The sequence below is a fragment of the Streptomyces sp. NPDC058457 genome, assembly GCF_042720695.1.
In the GTDB taxonomy this organism is placed as follows: domain Bacteria; phylum Actinomycetota; class Actinomycetes; order Streptomycetales; family Streptomycetaceae; genus Streptomyces.
In genome coordinates, this window is the sequence record NZ_JBHXLU010000126.1 from 13,954 (window position 1) to 29,371 (window position 15,418).

The 15,418-nt window shown below is 73.7% G+C and carries 15 protein-coding genes and 1 riboswitch; of the genes, 9 read left to right on the forward strand and 6 right to left on the reverse strand.

All coding sequences use genetic code 11. The features are described from left to right. Window positions 1-36: 36 nt before the first annotated feature. Window positions 37-471 (forward strand): MazG nucleotide pyrophosphohydrolase domain-containing protein, encoded by a 435-nt coding sequence (locus tag ACFWPS_RS49595; RefSeq protein ID WP_383719827.1) that lies wholly within the window; start codon window positions 37-39, stop codon window positions 469-471. A 7-nt stretch (window positions 472-478) separates the two neighbouring features. Here ACFWPS_RS49595 and ACFWPS_RS49600 read toward each other — a convergent pair whose 3' ends face one another. The 5 genes from ACFWPS_RS49600 to ACFWPS_RS49620 all read right to left on the reverse strand — a co-directional run bounded on the left by ACFWPS_RS49600 (window position 479) and on the right by ACFWPS_RS49620 (window position 6,816). Then, entirely contained in the window at window positions 479-1,906 is a 1,428-nt protein-coding gene (locus tag ACFWPS_RS49600) for a hypothetical protein (RefSeq protein ID WP_383719829.1), read from the reverse strand. 246 nt (window positions 1,907-2,152) lie between these two features. Next, window positions 2,153-2,506 (reverse strand): DUF6204 family protein, encoded by a 354-nt coding sequence (locus ACFWPS_RS49605; protein ID WP_383719832.1) that lies wholly within the window; start codon window positions 2,504-2,506, stop codon window positions 2,153-2,155. A 61-nt stretch (window positions 2,507-2,567) separates the two neighbouring features. Beyond that, window positions 2,568-3,119: a histidine phosphatase family protein gene (locus ACFWPS_RS49610; protein ID WP_383719835.1), complete on the reverse strand. Its 552-nt coding sequence runs from the start codon at window positions 3,117-3,119 to the stop codon at window positions 2,568-2,570. A gap of 120 nt (window positions 3,120-3,239) precedes the next feature. After that, window positions 3,240-5,549: a 5-methyltetrahydropteroyltriglutamate--homocysteine S-methyltransferase gene (metE, locus tag ACFWPS_RS49615; protein ID WP_383719837.1), complete on the reverse strand. Its 2,310-nt coding sequence runs from the start codon at window positions 5,547-5,549 to the stop codon at window positions 3,240-3,242. A gap of 155 nt (window positions 5,550-5,704) precedes the next feature. Then, a riboswitch (cobalamin riboswitch) is annotated at window positions 5,705-5,940 on the reverse strand. A 108-nt stretch (window positions 5,941-6,048) separates the two neighbouring features. Continuing rightward, window positions 6,049-6,816 carry an IclR family transcriptional regulator gene (locus ACFWPS_RS49620; RefSeq protein WP_383719840.1) on the reverse strand — a complete coding sequence of 256 codons (768 nt, stop codon included), beginning with the start codon at window positions 6,814-6,816 and terminating at the stop codon, window positions 6,049-6,051. A gap of 76 nt (window positions 6,817-6,892) precedes the next feature. On the opposite strand from ACFWPS_RS49620, the gene ACFWPS_RS49625 reads away from it, so the two are divergent. Genes ACFWPS_RS49625 through ACFWPS_RS49640 form a run of 4 tightly spaced genes read left to right on the forward strand, consistent with a single transcriptional unit; the run spans window position 6,893 to window position 10,945 of the window. After that, on the forward strand, window positions 6,893-8,062 hold the full coding sequence (locus ACFWPS_RS49625; protein WP_383719843.1) for a cupin domain-containing protein: 1,170 nt from the start codon (window positions 6,893-6,895) through the stop codon (window positions 8,060-8,062). Next, entirely contained in the window at window positions 8,059-8,946 is an 888-nt protein-coding gene (locus ACFWPS_RS49630) for a fumarylacetoacetate hydrolase family protein (RefSeq protein WP_383719846.1), read from the forward strand. Before ACFWPS_RS49625 ends, ACFWPS_RS49630 begins: the two co-directional genes overlap by 4 nt. Continuing rightward, window positions 8,943-9,674, forward strand: coding sequence for a maleylpyruvate isomerase family mycothiol-dependent enzyme (locus tag ACFWPS_RS49635; RefSeq protein WP_383719848.1), 732 nt, complete (start codon window positions 8,943-8,945; stop codon window positions 9,672-9,674). The genes ACFWPS_RS49630 and ACFWPS_RS49635 overlap by 4 nt, the downstream gene beginning before the upstream one ends. A gap of 32 nt (window positions 9,675-9,706) precedes the next feature. Beyond that, window positions 9,707-10,945, forward strand: coding sequence for an FAD-dependent monooxygenase (locus ACFWPS_RS49640; RefSeq protein ID WP_383719851.1), 1,239 nt, complete (start codon window positions 9,707-9,709; stop codon window positions 10,943-10,945). On the opposite strand, the gene ACFWPS_RS49645 is transcribed toward ACFWPS_RS49640, so the two are convergent. Further along, window positions 10,920-11,660, reverse strand: a complete 741-nt coding sequence (locus ACFWPS_RS49645) for an IclR family transcriptional regulator (protein ID WP_383719854.1) — start codon at window positions 11,658-11,660, stop codon at window positions 10,920-10,922. The two genes, ACFWPS_RS49640 and ACFWPS_RS49645, sit on opposite strands and share 26 nt — an antisense overlap. A 74-nt stretch (window positions 11,661-11,734) precedes the next feature. Here ACFWPS_RS49645 and ACFWPS_RS49650 point away from each other — a divergent pair, with 74 nt between their 5' ends. The 4 genes from ACFWPS_RS49650 to ACFWPS_RS49665 are packed head-to-tail and all read left to right on the forward strand — an operon-like array spanning window position 11,735 to window position 15,336. Then, window positions 11,735-12,532 carry a 2-keto-4-pentenoate hydratase gene (locus ACFWPS_RS49650; protein ID WP_383719856.1) on the forward strand — a complete coding sequence of 266 codons (798 nt, stop codon included), beginning with the start codon at window positions 11,735-11,737 and terminating at the stop codon, window positions 12,530-12,532. Further along, window positions 12,529-13,461, forward strand: a complete 933-nt coding sequence (locus ACFWPS_RS49655) for an acetaldehyde dehydrogenase (acetylating) (RefSeq protein ID WP_383719858.1) — start codon at window positions 12,529-12,531, stop codon at window positions 13,459-13,461. Before ACFWPS_RS49650 ends, ACFWPS_RS49655 begins: the two co-directional genes overlap by 4 nt. Beyond that, the gene (gene dmpG, locus ACFWPS_RS49660; RefSeq protein ID WP_383719860.1) at window positions 13,458-14,462 is read left to right on the forward strand and encodes a 4-hydroxy-2-oxovalerate aldolase; all 1,005 of its coding nucleotides are present in this window, start codon (window positions 13,458-13,460) and stop codon (window positions 14,460-14,462) included. The genes ACFWPS_RS49655 and dmpG overlap by 4 nt, the downstream gene beginning before the upstream one ends. Window positions 14,463-14,502: 40 nt before the next feature. Further along, a complete protein-coding gene (locus ACFWPS_RS49665; protein WP_383719863.1) occupies window positions 14,503-15,336 on the forward strand; it encodes an isocitrate lyase/phosphoenolpyruvate mutase family protein in 834 nt (277 codons plus the stop codon). Window positions 15,337-15,418 lie beyond the last annotated feature (82 nt).

Genomic DNA, 15,418 nt, shown 5'->3' on the forward strand with positions numbered 1-15,418 from the left:
CCCGGACTGTCAGTGGCGGCGGCTAGAGTCGTTCGCATGACCAGTTCCGTCCCCGGTGCCCCGACCGGTACCTCGCCCGCCCGCCTCGTCCGGGAGTTCCACCACGCCTTCGGCCTGGACGCCCGCACCACGCCTACCGAGGTGTCGCCCGAACTGGCCGCGCACCGGGGGGAACTGCTCGCCGAGGAGGCCGCGGAGGTCGCCGAGGTCGCCGTCGAGGGGCCCCTCGACCGGCTCGCGCACGAGCTGGCGGACGTGGTCTACGTGGCGTACGGCACCGCGCTGGTGCACGGGATCGACCTCGACGCGGTGCTCGCCGAGATCCACCGGTCCAACATGAGCAAGCTGGGGCCCGGCGGGCAGGTGGCCCGCCGGGCCGACGGCAAGGTGCTCAAGGGCGAGCACTACCGGGCGCCGGACGTCTCGGCGGTGCTGCGCGGCCAGGGCTGGATACCGGACGGCGCGGCCTGACCCGGGGTCAGAGGCTGCCGCCCGCCAGCTTCCACTCGCGGTGCAGGGCGCCCAGCGGGATGCCCCGTTCCAGCACCGGGGTGCCGAAGACCGACAGCTGGAGGCGGAGGGTGCCGGAGAGGTCTACCCCGCCGTACAGGCTCCAGGCGCCCTGGACGTCCGCGCCCGGGGTCGCGGAGGTGGCGGTGACCGTGCCGGTCGCCTCACCGCGGAGGTACGGCGCCAGGTCGGCGGTGACGCCGACGCTGCCGTAGAGGCCGACGGAGGCCTCGGCGCCGAGCGTGGTCCTGACGCCGCCCGCGGTGGTCACCGAGGTGCGCACCGGCGTGCTCGTCATGGTCGAACTGCTGACCGGCGTCCAGCCCTTGGCCGTGCCGAAGGTGGCGCCCGCCTTGAAGTCGCCCTTCAGGTTCTGCTCCACGTCGACGGTGATCCTGCCGTCGCCGCTCACCTGGAGGTAGCAGGTCAGGTCGAGGTTGACGACGACGGGGACCGCGCCGACCTGGAGGACCGGGTCGGCGTGCAGCTTGGCGAAGGGGATGCGCAGCGGGGTGGCCGTGGCCGCCGCCCGCCCCTTGACCGCCCAGCCGGAGTCCCAGTCGCCGGAGACGCCGAGGTAGGCGGAGCCGGGTGCGGTGCCGGTGCCCGCGCCGCCGTAGGCGAAGTCGACCTGCGGCGCGACCTGGACGAAGCCGGAGACCGAGGCCGCGGCGGACGCCGGGGCGCCCTCGGCGGCCGGTACCTCGGTGCTGACGTCCAGCCGGAGGCTGCCGAGCGGCACGGTGGCGCCCTCGGGACCGACATGCACATCAGCGGACCGGGACCAGGACACCTTGACGTCGGGCAGCAGCTTGTCGACGTCGAAGGCGGCCGGGTCGACGGGCACGGTGCCCTTGGCGGTGTCGTCGCCGAGGAGGGCGTCGAGGGTGGCGGGCTCGGTCTGCACCTCGGTGCCCGCGTCGGTCTCGCCGAGCACCTTGGTCACCTTGGCGAGCAGCCCGTCCGGGGCGCCGGGCGCGGGGGTACTGGCGATGACGTCACCGACGGCGGCCTGCCGGGGGGAGGCCGAGGCGGAGGTGGAGGCCGATGGCGTGGGGCTGGGGGAGACGGTCGGGGCAGCCGGATCCCCCCTGCCCGCCGAATTCCCTTTCCCCGCACCGGATATGACGGCCCGACGGGTCTTGTTGTCGTACGAGCTGACGGTGAGCGTGGTGTGGTGGGCCGGCCGGCCCGCACCCGCCGAGCCGGCGGCCGTGGTCGCGGTGGCGGCGGGTGCGGCGGCGACGGCGAGCGCCTGGCCGTCCGTGCGGGCGGCGGCGGTGGTGCCGTCGGAGACCCCGGCGGTCTCCCGGGCGTGGTCGCCGGCGGAGGTCTGGTGCTGCGGCGAGGAGCAGCCGGCGGCGAGGAGGAGGGCGGTCACGGCGAAGGCGGGCATGAGGGCATGCCCTGGCCTCGTGCGTCTGCGCAAGGTCGGTCCTGAGGGTGGGGGGTCACGAAGAAACACCGACTTTGGTTACCGACGGGTAGAACTGGTCGGTAACTCGGTGTGGCCCCGAGCATGCCACGCCTCCGGCATAGGAACTCCACAATCAGGCCACATCCCGACGTGACCTGAACCACGGCGACTTCAGGCCGCCGTGGCCGTTTCCGCGAGAGGGCGGGCCGTGCCGCCGCGCGGCCGTCAGCCCTGCGCGGCCGCCCTGCGCTGCCGCTTGCCGAGGGGCGCCTGGGAGAGGTCCTCCGCGCTGGACCTGAGGTTCTTGTAGCCGTAGCCGCGCTCGGTCAGCCACGCCCTGGCCGCCTCCTCGGCGTGCTCGGTCGCCTCCAGGATGTCCTCCTCTTCCTCCCCGCTGTCCTGGAAGCGGAAGGTGAAGGCGGGGCGGGCGGCGATGTCGTAACTGAGGTGGCCCTCGGGCGTGAAGGCCGCGCGCAGCACGTCGTGCTCGGCGGCCCGGGAGAGCAGATCGGCGCGTTGCTCGGGGCTGAGGCCGTCGAAGACGCCGCGGACGGTGACGCGGAAGGTGCGGGTGGTCATGGCGCGACCCTAGGCAGGACGGGGCGCACCGCTCCACCGCATTTCCGGCGCCTCTACGGGGCTACCCGCCGACCTGGCCGAGCCGCAGGTTCCAGCGACCGGGCCCGCCCGTGATCTCCGTCGCCGACAGCGGCGGGGTGTCCACGCGCCAGAACGCGGTCTCGGGTGCCCCCAGCACGTGCAGCACCATGGCCCGCACCACCTCCGGCTCCACCACGGCGATCGTCCTGCCGATGGTCAGGCCCGTCCGGTCCAGCCACTCGGTGACCCGCGCGCACAATTCCCTTACCGACTCGCCCCCGTGGGGCGCGGCTCCCGGGTCGGTCAGCCACTGGAGCAGCGCGTCGGGTTCGGCGCCGCCGAGCTCCTCCAGCGTCCGGCCCCGCCAGCGTCCCGCGTCCAGGCCCGACAGCTCGGGCTCCGCCGAGGCGTCGAGGCCCAGCGCGGCCGCCGTCTCCCGGCAGCGCACGCTGGGGGAGTGCACCACCTCGCCCGCGGCCGGCAGGGACAGCGCCACCGCCCCGGGGTTCTCGATCGAGTCACCGTCGTAGAAGCGGGCCCGCCGCAGCGAGGCGGTGAAGGCCGGGGCTATCAGGATGACTCGGCAGGTCACGGGGCGGCTCCTCCATGGTCGTGCATCGGTGTCGGGCGGCGTCGGGCGGTGTCGGCGGCGGTGACGGCGGGCGCCGGACGCGCACGAGAGTACGCCGTCCGGCACCCGCACCAGGACCGGCTAGAGCTCCGCGCGCACCGAACGTGCCGCTGCGACCAGGTTCTCCAGGGAGGCCCGGACCTCCGGCCAGCCGCGGGTCTTCAGCCCGCAGTCGGGGTTGACCCAGAGCCGTTCGGCGGGGATGGCCCGCAGGCCGGTCCGCACCAGGTCGGCGGCCTCCGCCGGGCTCGGCACCCGGGGCGAGTGGATGTCGTAGACCCCGGGCCCCGCCTCGCGCGGATAGCCGTGCGCGGCGAGTTCGCGGGCGACCTGCATGTGCGAGCGGGCCGCCTCCAGGCTGATGACGTCCGCGTCGAGGTCGTCGATGGCCCGGACGATGTCGCCGAACTCGGCGTAGCACATGTGCGTGTGGATCTGGGTCTCCGGACGGACTCCGCCGGTCGTCAGACGGAAGGCCTCGGTCGCCCACGCCAGATACCCGTCCCGGTCGGCGGCCCGCAGCGGCAGCGTCTCGCGCAGCGCGGGCTCGTCGACCTGGATGACCGAAGTGCCCGCCCCCTCCAGGTCGTTCACCTCGTCGCGCAGGGCGAGGGCGACCTGGCGGGCGGTCTCGCCGAGCGGCTGGTCGTCACGGACGAACGACCAGGCCAGCATGGTCACCGGCCCGGTCAGCATGCCCTTGACCGGGCGGTCGGTGAGGGACTGGGCGTACGACGTCCAGCGCACCGTCATCGGCTCGGGGCGGGAGATGTCACCGGCCAGGACCGGCGGGCGCACGTACCGGGTGCCGTACGACTGGACCCAGCCGTGCCGGGTGGCCAGATATCCCGTGAGCTGCTCGGCGAAGTACTGGACCATGTCGTTGCGTTCGGGCTCGCCGTGCACCAGGACGTCCAGGCCGGCCTTCTCCTGGAAGGCGACCACCTCCCGGATCTCGTCCCTGACCCGCTCCTCGTACCCAGTCGTGTCGATCCGGCCCGCCCGCAAGTCCGCCCGTGCGGTGCGCAGTTCGCCGGTCTGCGGGAACGAGCCGATGGTCGTCGTGGGCAGCAACGGCAGCCGGAGATACTCGCGTTGGGCGGCGGAGCGTTCGGCGTAGGGCTGAGAGCGGAGGGCGTCGGCCGGGGTGACGGCGGCGCACCGGGCGCGGACGGCGGGATCGCGGGTGATCGGTGAGCCCGCCCGGGAGGCCAGGTCGGCGCGGTTGGCGGCGAGTTCGGCGGCGATGGTGTCGGGGCCCTGGGCGAGGCCCTTGGCGAGAGTGACGATCTCGGCGGTCTTCTGCTTCGCGAAGGCCAGCCAGCGCAGGATCTGCGGTGCGATCTCCCGCTCGGCGGCCGTGTCCAGCGGCACATGCAGGAGAGAGCAGGAGGCGGCGACGTCGATCCGGTCGGCGAGGCCCAGCAGGGTGCCGAGGACGGTGAGGGACGCCGGCAGGTCGTTGACCCAGATGTTGCGGCCGTTGACGACACCGGCGACCAGTCGCTTGCCGGGCAGCCCGCCGACGGCGGCCAGAGCGTCCAGGTTGGCGGCCGCCGCCCCGGTGAAGTCCAGGGCGAGCCCCTCCACCGGAGCCTTGGCCAGCACCGGCAGGGCCTCGCCGAGCCGGTCGAAGTAGGAGGCGACCAGGAGCTTCGGCCGGTCGGTGCCGGCGCCCAGGTCGCGGTAGGCGCGGGCGACGGCGGCCAGTTCGGCCGGGGTGCGGTCCTGGACCAGGGCGGGCTCGTCGAGCTGCACCCACTCGGCGCCGGCCGCCCGCAGGTCGGCGAGGACCTCGGCGTACACCGGGAGCAGCCGGTCGAGGAGGGTGAGCGGGTCGAAGCCGGCGGGCACGCCGGGCGCCGGCTTGGCCAGCAGCAGATAGGTGACCGGGCCGACCAGCACCGGCCGGGCGGTGAGTCCGAGGACCAGCGCCTCCCGCAGCTCGCCCACCTGCTGGGCGGAGTTCGTGGCGAAGACGGTGTCGGGGCCCAACTCCGGCACCAGGTAGTGGTAGTTGGTGTCGAACCACTTCGGCATCTCCAGCGGCGCGACGTCCTGGGTGCCGCGGGCCATGGCGAAGTAGCCGTCCAGGGCATCGGCGTCGACGGCGGCGCGGTGCCGCTCGGGGACGGCGCCGACCATCACGGTGGTGTCGAGGACGTGGTCGTAGAACGAGAAGTCGCCGGTCGGCACCTCGTGGATGCCGGCCTCGGCGAGCTGCCGCCAGGTGGAGCGGCGCAGTTCGGCGGCGGTGGCATGCAGGGCGTCGGCGGTGACCCGGCCCTGCCAGTAGCTCTCGATCGCCTTCTTCAGTTCCCGGGCCGGCCCCTGGCGGGGGTAGCCGTACACGGTGGCCCGGGCTGCCGCGGCTGCGGACTTGGCTGTCACGGAGATCTCCTTCGCGAGACGATTCCCTGAGGTCCCGGTGACGGGACGAGAGCGCGAAGGGATGACGAACCGGACGGCGACGGTCGTACCCGACCGTCCGTCCGATGTGCACGCCGACCCGCCCACGAGGTCACCGGGATGTCCGCGCACGAGTGGCTCGCGCACGGGCAGTTGGCAGGTCTTCGGACTCGCGGGCGCGTCTCGTCGTACAAAGTCGTACGCAGTCGTACGAGACCCCTACTGGCCGTCGCTTCCCGGATCCGGTGGATCCAGTGCGTATGACGGCGGTCGTTCCCACTCACCGCTGCGGGGCAGTCCCGGACTCACACCGGGTTCCCTCTTACGACGTCCCGTCTGGCCAACGGGACGAACCAGCTGCACGATCAGCTTAACGCGCCCCCGAAGGGGCGCGGGGCGTCGTCGATGTGCGGCTCCGCCGCGTGAGCGCGACCAGCCACGGAGAGCCCGCAGCCGTCACACCACAACAACCCCCACCCCCTTAGACGAGCTCCCCCTCGATCCCCCGAGCCACTCCGCCCAAGGCCGCCACCAACTCCCCCAGCCGGCCCTTCTCGTACCGCACGCTCGGCAGCGAGACCGAGACCCCCGCCACCACCCTCCCGTCGGCCCCCCGAACCGGCACCCCCACCGCGAGCAGCCCCCGCTCCGACCGCTCCCGGTTCACGGCGAAGCCACCCCGCCGCACCCGCGCCAGCTCCCGCCGCAGCCCGGCGAGGTCCGGCCGCTCGGCCGGCCGGTCCCGGTACCGCTCCTCCGCGTACACCTCCGCCAGCTGCTCCTCCGGCAGGTCCGCCAGCAGCAGCAGTCCGCCCGTGGTCCGGTGTGCCGGGAACACCATCCCCTCCCGGGACCCCACCCGGAGCACCCGCGCACACTCCACGCTGGCGATGAACCGGACGGAGTCGCCTGTGCGGACGGCGAGGTTGGCCGTCTCCGCCACCAGCTCGACCAGCCGCTGCAGATGCGGCAGCGCGACCGCCCGCAGCCGCGACACCTGTGACTGCGAGTGCGCGGCCAGCTCCAGGACCGGCCCGGCGCGGTAGACCCGGTCCTCGCCCTGGACGGCGAAGTCCCGGTACACGAGCATCGCCAGCAACCGGTGCGCGGTGGACCGGGCCACCCCCAGCCGCTCGGCGACCTGCGACACGGTCAGCCCGCCCTCCAGCTGGAGCATCGCCGCGGCGCGCAGCGCGTGGTCGACGCTCGCGATGGCGTACGGCGGCGGATTCTTCAGCGGCTTGTCCATCTTCCCAGAGTGACACGAAATTCTGTTCTCCAGAATCTCCATGTCTTCCAGGTGGACACGGCGCACCCTGAGGGTTGTGACACAGACCTTCACCCCAGACCGGGCCACGGACTCCCCGGTCCGCCTCCGGGCCGCCGCGGCGCCGGGGCAGCCCGAGGTCACCCCGGCCCTCGAAGAGCTGTACCGGGGCTTCGAGCGGGAGCTCCTCGTCCCGCTGTGGACCGAGATCGGCGACCTCATGCCGGCCCATCCGCGCTCCCGTGCCGTGCCCCATGTATGGCGCTGGCAGCAACTGCGTGCCCTGGCCGCGCGGGCCGGCGACCTGGTCCCGGTGGGCCGCGGCGGCGAGCGCCGGGCCATCGCGCTGGCCAACCCGGAGCTCGGCGGCCGGCCCTTCGCGACGCCGACCCTGTGGGCCGCGATCCAGTACCTGATGCCCGGCGAGGACGCCCCCGAGCACCGCCACACCCAGCACGCCTTCCGGTTCGTGGTGGAGGGCGAGGGCGTGTGGACGGTCGTCGGCGGGGACCCGGTCGCGATGCGGCGCGGCGACTTCCTGCCGCAGGCGGGCTGGCACATGCACGCCCACCACAACGCCACCGCCGAGCCGATGGCCTGGATCGACGGCCTCGACATCCCGTTCCAGTACCTCACCGAGTCGCAGTTCTTCGAGTTCGGCCGGGACGAGATCAGCGACGCCGAGCGGATCACCCCGGAGCTATCGCGCTCCGAGCGCCTGTGGGGGCATCCCGGTCTCAGGCCGGTCGCGGTCGGCGAGGTCACTGCCCCCGGCACCCCTCTTCTGGCCTACCGCTGGGAGCACACCGACCGCGCACTCGCCGACCAGCTCGTCCTGGAGTCCGAGGGGTTCACCGGCACCGTCGAACCGGGCCACGCGGCCGTCCGCTTCACCGACCCGGCGACCGGCGCCGACGTGCTGCCCACCGTCCGCGCCGAGATGCACCGCGTCACGCGCGGCACCGAGACCGCGCCCGTCCGCGAGACCGGCTCGTCGGTGTACCAGGTCTTCGACGGCTCCGGCACGGTCACCGTCGGGGAGACGTCCTGGTCCGTCACGCGCGGCGACCTGTTCGTCGTGCCCTCCTGGCAGCCGCTGTCGGTCCGTTCCGAGGCCGGGGCGACCGACTCCGACTCCGGCGCGCTGGACCTGTTCCGGTTCAGCGACTCCCCGGTCTTCGAAGCCCTCCGGCTCAACCGCACGCACGTGGAAGGAACCACCCGATGAAGCTCGCGACCCTCCGCACCGGCGCCACCACCCGGGCCGTACGCCTCGACGGCGAGAGCGGCGAGAGCGGTGCGCCCGGCGGGACCGGCGGGACCGGCGGGACGCTGGTCGACCTCGGCCTCCCGGACGTGGGCGCCGTGCTGCGCCAGGACGGCTGGCGGGAGTTCGCCGCCGCCGCGACCGGTACGGCCTACCCCCTGGCCGGCGCCGACTTCGCGCCCGTCGTCCCCGCCCCCTCCAAGGTGGTGTGCGTCGGCCTCAACTACCGTAACCACATCAAGGAGATGGGCCGCGACCTGCCCGAACATCCCACCCTGTTCGCGAAGTTCGCGGACTGCCTGATCGGTGCGGGCGACGACATCGTGCGGCCGGAGGAGACCGGGCAGTTCGACTGGGAGGCCGAACTCGCCGTCGTGGTGGGCAGGTCGGTACGGCGGGCACGCGGGGCCGAGGCCGAGGCTGCGATCGCCGGGTTCACCGTCCTCAACGACATCACCTGCCGGGACTGGCAGTTCCGCACCCGGGAGTGGCTCCAGGGCAAGGCGTGGGACTCCAGCACACCGGTCGGGCCGTATCTCGTCACCCCGGACGAACTGCCGGGCGGTGTCCGGCCCGAGCTCGACATCCGGCTGGCCGTCGACGGCGAGGTGATGCAGTCCGACTCCACCGGGGACCTGCTCTTCGACCCGGTCGCGCTCGTGGAGTACGTGTCGACGATGGTCCGGCTCAACCCCGGCGACCTCATCGCCACCGGCACACCCGGCGGGGTCGGCCAGGCCCGCGAGCCGCAGCGCTTCCTGCTGGGCGGCGAGACCGTCGTCACGGAGATCGCGGGCATCGGGCGGCTGGCCAACCGGGTCGTGCGGGAGACGTCCGCCCGATGAGCCGTACCAGCCGTACCAGCCGGGGCCATACGAGCCGCACCAGCCATACGAGCCGTACCCTCGCGGACGCCCGGCGCTGGGCCCGGTCCGGCACCGAGCTGTTCCTCCGGGCCGCCGGCGCCGACCTGGACCCGCCCAGCGGGCTGCCCGGCTGGACCCGAAGCCACCTGGTGGCCCATGTGGCGGCCAACGCCGACGCGTTGGGCAACCTCGTGCACTGGGCCGCCACCGGCGTGCCGACCCCGATGTACGCCTCGCCCGAGGAGCGCGCCGCAGGCATCGAGCACGGTGCCCGGCGGCCCGCGGCCGAACTGACCGCATGGCTGGGCCGGTCGGCCGGCGCCCTCGCCGACGCCATGGACGCGCTCGACGAGGAGCGGTGGCGGTCGCCGGTCGTGACCGGCCAGGGCCGTACCGTCCCGGCCACCGAACTGCCCTGGCTGCGCGCCCGCGAGGTGTACGTGCACGCCGTCGACCTCGCCACCGGGGTGTCCTTCGCCGACCTCCCGGCCGGATTCCTCGTCGCGCTCTGCGATGACGCGGCCGCCGGACGGGCCGCCGCGGCCACCGGCCCGGCGCTCGTCCTGCGGTCCGACGGCCACCGCTGGGAGCTGCCGGGCCCGGCCGGGCCGGCCGAACTCACCGGCGAACTCCCCGAGATCGCCGCCTACCTCACCGGTCGCCCGGCCCCCTTCGACGGCGCGCCCGTCCTGCCCCCCTGGCTCTGAGCAGCCTGCCGCCGGTACGCAAGGAACAGACCATGACCCCACCCACACCCCCCACCGGTCCGCGCCGCCCCGACGTCCTGGTCGTCGGCGGCGGCATCGGCGGCCTCGGTACCGCCTTCGCCCTCACCCGGGCGGGACTGCGGGTGCGCGTCCTCGAACGCGCCGCGGAGTTCGGCGAGGTCGGCGCCGGCATCCAGCTCGCGCCCAACTGCACCCGCATCCTCGACGACTACGGCCTGCTCGACGAGGCCAGGAGCCTCGGTGTGCTCCCCGAGGCCATGGTGATGCGCGACGCCCTCGACGCCCGTGAGCTCACCCGGCTCGACCTGGCCGACCTGGAACGCCGGTACGGCTATCCCTACCTGGTCATCCACCGCAGCGACCTGCACGCCCTCCTCCTGCGCGCCTGCCGGGCGGCCGGGGTGGAGCTGTGCACCGGCCGGAAGGTCGTCGGGTACGAGAACACCGGCGCCGGCGCCCGGATCCGGCTGGCGGACGGCCGTACCGAGGAGGCCCCGCTGGTCGTGGCCGCCGACGGACTGCACTCCGTGGCGCGCCGGGAGTTCGTGGGCGACGACGTGGTCAGCTCGCGTTACGTGGCCTACCGGGCGGCCGTGCCCATCGAGCGGGTACGGGGCAACGGGATCGCGGAGCAGGACGTCGTCGTGTACGTCGGGCCGCGCTGCCACTTCGTGCAGTACCCGCTGCGCGGCGGGGAGATGCTCAACCAGGTCGCCGTCTTCGCGTCGCACTCGGCCGACTCGGAGCGGGAACGGGGCGGGCCGGAGGAGCTCGACGCGGCCTTCGAGGCCACCTGTGACACCGTGCGCCGGGGCATCCCGCTGATGTGGCGGGACCGCTGGTGGCAGATGCTCGACCGGGACCCGGTGGACACCTGGGTGCACGGCCGGGTCGCCCTGCTCGGCGACGCCGCGCACCCGCCGCTGCAGTACATGGCGCAGGGCGCGATCATGGCGATCGAGGACGGCTGGGTGCTCGCCCACCACCTCACCCGTACCGCCTCGGACCGGGACGCGGCCCTCGCCGCCTACCAGGCGGTCCGGGTCGAGCACTGCCGCCGGGTGCAGACCACCGCCCGCGCCTGGGGCGAGCTGTGGCACCTCGAAGGCGAGGAACGCCTCCGGCGCAACGCGGTCATGCGGGCCCGGGACACGTACGACTACGGGTTCACCGACTGGGTGTACGGCCCGACCGCCCTGACCCCGGACCAGGAGCCGGCCATGTTCACGCCTGTCCCGCTGGGCGTCTGACCCCGCGCAGCGCCCGGGACAGCCCCAGCGCCGCCGTCCGCACCGCCGGGGCCAGCTGCGCGGGCCGGAACCGGCCGCACGGCACGGCCACCGAGAGCGCCGCGACCGCCGTGGGGCCGTCGAAGACCGGTGCCGCGATGCAGCTGACCCCCACCGCGGCCTCTTCCTCCTCGTAGGCGAGCCCCGCGACCTGCGCCTGCTCGACGGCCGTGCGCAGCCGGGCGGGGTCCGTGACCGAGTGCGCGGTGAGGCGGGGGAGCGGTGCGGCCAGCACCTCCTCGACCAGCTCGGCGCCCGAGAACGCCAGCAGGGCCTTGCCGACCCCGGTGCAGGTCAGCGGGAGCCGGCCGCCGATCCGGGACGGCAGCCGCAGCACGTCGTGGCCGTGGATGCGCTCGACGTAGACCACCTCGTGGCCCTCGCGCACCCCGAGGTGCACGGTCTCGTGGGTGGCCTCGAAGAGGTCCTGGAGGAACGGCAGCGCGGCCTCCCGCAGATCCTGCCGGCGCGGCACCAGCGACCCCAGCTCGAAGAGGGCACCGCCGAGCCGGTAGGTGTCCGCTTCCCGTTCCAGCAGACCGAGCCGGACCAGCTCGGCGCAGAGCCGGAACACGGTGGTCTTGGGCAGCTTGGACCGCTCGGCCAGTTCCGTCAGACGGAACGCACCGCCGTTCGGGCGGTAGCAGTCCAGCACCGCCACTGCCTTGTCGAGCATGTTTCCCTGATTGCTGTTCCGTACCACGGAACATATTTTGCCTCGTTTCCCGGCGCCCGCCTATACCTGTCGGCATGAGCCCTGACCTCGTCACCAAGGTGGCCGACGTCCTCGACGAAGCCACCCGCACCGGCATCCCCTGCGCCCCCGTGCGCGCCCTCCTCCCCGAGGGCGACATCGAGACCGCCTACGCGGTGCAGCGGCTGCACGTCGAGCGGGGCGTCGCCGCGGGCCGCCGGCCGGTGGGCCGCAAGATCGGGCTGACCTCGCCCGCCGTACAGCGGCAGCTCGGCGTCGGACAGCCCGACTTCGGGGCCCTCTTCGCGGACATGGCGGTCGCCGAGGGCGAGCCGGTCGCGGCCGGGCGGCTGCTCCAGCCCAAGGTCGAGGCCGAGGTCGCCCTGGTCCTCGCCGCCGACCTGCCGCACCGCGACCCCACCGTCGCCGACCTGCTGCGGGCCACCGCCTTCGCGCTGCCCGCGCTGGAGATCGTGGACAGCCGGATCGCCGGATGGGACATCACGATCGTCGACACCGTCGCCGACAACGCCTCCAGCGGCCTGTTCGTCCTCGGCGGCACGCCGGTCCCGCTGGACCGCGTCGACCTGCGCGGCGTCCGGATGACCCTGGCCAAGAACGGCGAGACCGTCTCGCAGGGCACCGGCGCCGACTGCCTGGGCAGTCCGCTCACCGCCGCCCGCTGGCTCGCCGCCACCCTGGCCGGGCTCGGCGACCCGCTGCGGGCCGGCGACATCGTCCTCACCGGAGCGCTCGGTCCGATGGCGGTCGCCGCCGAGGGCGACGAGTTCACCGCCCGCATCGAGGGCCTCGGCACGGTCGGGGTCACCTTCGCCACCGAGGGAGCAGCATGACCACCAAGGTCGCCGTCATCGGGTCCGGGAACATCGGCACCGACCTGATGATCAAGATCCTGCGGCTCTCCGAGTCACTGGAGATCGCCGCCATGGCCGGTATCGACCCGGAGTCGGACGGCCTGGCCCGCGCCCGCCGTCTCAAGGTGGCCACCACCCACGAGGGCGTGGACGGGCTGGTCGCCCTCGACGCCTTCGAGGACGTCTCGATCGTCTTCGACGCCACCTCCGCCGGCGCCCACCGCCGCCACGACGAGGTGCTGCGCGCCCTCGGCCGTACGGTCGTCGACCTCACCCCGGCCGCGCTCGGCCCGTACGTCGTCCCGCCCGTCAACGGCGACGCCCATCTGGCCGCCCCCAACGTCAACATGGTCACCTGCGGCGGCCAGGCCACGATCCCCGTCGTCGCCGCGGTGAACGCCGTGACGCCCGTCCACTACGGCGAGATCGTCGCCTCGATCTCCTCCCGCTCCGCGGGACCCGGCACCCGCGCCAACATCGACGAGTTCACCGAGACCACGGCATCCGCCATCGAGAAGGTCGGCGGCGCGGCCCGCGGCAAGGCGATCATCGTGCTCAACCCCGCCGAACCGCCCCTGATCATGCGGGACACCGTGCACTGCCTGGTCGGCGACTGCGACGACGCGGCGGTGACGGCCTCGGTCGAGGAGATGGTCGCCCGCGTCCAGACGTACGTCCCCGGCTACCGCCTCAAGCAGAAGGTGCAGTTCGAGCGGGTGGCCGCCGACGACCCGCTGCGCACCCTGGCCCCCGGCGACGCCGTGAAGGTCTCCGTCTTCCTCGAAGTCGAGGGCGCCGCCCACTATCTGCCCGCCTACGCCGGCAACCTCGACATCATGACCTCGGCCGCGCTGCGCACCGCGGAGCGCATGGCCGCCCGACGTGCCCCGGAGGTGGCGTCCCGATGACCGCTCTGTACGTCCAGGACGTCACCCTGCGGGACGGCATGCACGCCGTCCGCCACCGCTACACCGTCGACCAGGCCCGCACCATCGCCGCCGCCCTCGACACCGCCGGAGTCCGTGCGATCGAAGTGGCCCACGGCGACGGCCTGTCCGGCTCCAGCGTCACCTACGGCGTCGGCGCGCACACCGACTGGGAGTGGATAGAGGCGGTCGTGGGCGCCGTGCACCAGGCGATCCCCACCACCCTGCTCCTCCCGGGCATCGGCACGGTCCACGACCTCAAGCAGGCCCACTCCCTGGGCATCCGCTCGGTCCGCATCGCCACCCACTGCACCGAGGCCGACATCTCCGCCCAGCACATCGCCGCCGCGCGGGAACTGGGCATGGACGTGGCCGGGTTCCTGATGATGTCCCACCTCGCCGAACCCGCCGAACTGGCCCGCCAGGCCAAGCTGATGGAGTCCTACGGCGCGCACTGCGTGTACGTCACCGACTCCGGCGGCCGCCTCACCATGGACGGCGTCCGCGACCGGGTCCGCGCCTACCGGGACGTCCTCGACCCGGCCACCGGACTCGGCATCCACGCCCACCACAACCTCGGCCTCGGCGTGGCCAACTCGGTCGTCGCCGTCGAGAACGGCGTCACCCGCGTCGACGCCTCCCTCGCCGGGCAGGGTGCCGGAGCCGGCAACTGCCCCCTGGAGGCCTTCGTCGCGGTCGCCGACCTGATGGGCTGGGAGCACGGCTGCGAACTGTTCCCGCTGATGGACGCCGCCGACGACGTCGTACGACCGCTGCAGGACCGCGAGGTGCGGGTGGACCGCGAGACCCTCACCCTCGGCTACGCCGGCGTGTACTCCAGCTTCCTGCGGCACGCCGAGGCCGCCGCCCGCCGGCACGGCCTCGACACCCGCGCGATCCTGGTCGAGGTGGGCCGCCGCAAGCTGGTCGGCGGTCAGGAGGACATGATCACCGACATCGCCCTGGACCTCACCGGGAGCTGATGACGCCTGGTTGTCAGTGCCGGCTGACAGACTGGGCGGCGTGGACACTCAACGCCGTGAACTGGCCGCACGCTTCGTCGAGTCGCACCGGGAAGGCTGCTTCCTGCTCCCCAACGCATGGGACGCGGGAAGCGCCCGCGTCCTGGAAGCGGCCGGTTTCCCGGCCGTGGCCACCACCAGCGCGGGCATCGCCTTCTCCCTGGGCCGCGCGGACCACGACTACGGCGGCGGCCGGGTCGACCGCGCGACGATGCTGGACCGGATCCGGGACATCGCCGCCGGAGTCCGGATCCCGGTGAGCGCGGACCTGGAGGACGGGTACGGGGAGTCCCCCGAGACCGTGGCCGAGACGATCTCGCTGACGCTCGGCGCCGGAGCCGCGGGCGGCAACATCGAGGACTTCACGGGCGACCGCGCACAGCCGCTGTACGACCCGAAGCTCGCGGCCGACCGCATCCGCGCCGCGCGCGAGGCGGTCGACGCGGCCGGCGAGCCATTTGTCCTGGTCGGCCGCACCGACGTGCTGCTCACCGGCGGCCCGCTCGACGAGGCGGTGCGGCGGGCCAACGCGTATCTGGCGGCGGGCGCCGACTGCGCGTTCGTGCCGGGCGCGGCGGACGCGGCGACGATCGGCACGCTGGTCCGCGAGCTGGACGGCCCGCTGAACGTGGTGATGGGCCTGACCGGCAGCGCCCTGTCCCTGGCCGACCTCCGCGACCTCGGCGTGCGCCGGGTCACGGTGGGCGGCAGCATCGCCCGGGCGATGTACGCACAGCTGCTGGACGCGGCGAGGGAGCTGGCGGACCGGGGCACCTTCTCGTACGCCGAACACCAGCTCTCGCAGACGGACCTGAACGAGCTCTTCCGGAGATGAGGAAGCGGGGGGGGGCGGGGTGGGGCCCCGCGCCCCCGGGCGGCCGTCGGTTTGTCAACGTTTATTGGCAGGTGTGGGGGCG

Coding starts and splice junctions, on each gene's coding strand:
- ACFWPS_RS49620 (WP_383719840.1), bottom strand. CDS start 6,816: ATGGACAAGCCGCTGAAGAATCCGCCGCCGTACGCCATCGCGAGCGTC.
- dmpG (WP_383719860.1), top strand. CDS start 13,458: ATGACCGCTCTGTACGTCCAGGACGTCACCCTGCGGGACGGCATGCAC.
- ACFWPS_RS49645 (WP_383719854.1), bottom strand. CDS start 11,660: ATGCTCGACAAGGCAGTGGCGGTGCTGGACTGCTACCGCCCGAACGGC.
- ACFWPS_RS49640 (WP_383719851.1), top strand. CDS start 9,707: ATGACCCCACCCACACCCCCCACCGGTCCGCGCCGCCCCGACGTCCTG.
- ACFWPS_RS49600 (WP_383719829.1), bottom strand. CDS start 1,906: ATGCCCGCCTTCGCCGTGACCGCCCTCCTCCTCGCCGCCGGCTGCTCC.
- ACFWPS_RS49605 (WP_383719832.1), bottom strand. CDS start 2,506: ATGACCACCCGCACCTTCCGCGTCACCGTCCGCGGCGTCTTCGACGGC.
- ACFWPS_RS49655 (WP_383719858.1), top strand. CDS start 12,529: ATGACCACCAAGGTCGCCGTCATCGGGTCCGGGAACATCGGCACCGAC.
- ACFWPS_RS49595 (WP_383719827.1), top strand. CDS start 37: ATGACCAGTTCCGTCCCCGGTGCCCCGACCGGTACCTCGCCCGCCCGC.
- ACFWPS_RS49635 (WP_383719848.1), top strand. CDS start 8,943: ATGAGCCGTACCAGCCGTACCAGCCGGGGCCATACGAGCCGCACCAGC.
- ACFWPS_RS49650 (WP_383719856.1), top strand. CDS start 11,735: ATGAGCCCTGACCTCGTCACCAAGGTGGCCGACGTCCTCGACGAAGCC.
- ACFWPS_RS49630 (WP_383719846.1), top strand. CDS start 8,059: ATGAAGCTCGCGACCCTCCGCACCGGCGCCACCACCCGGGCCGTACGC.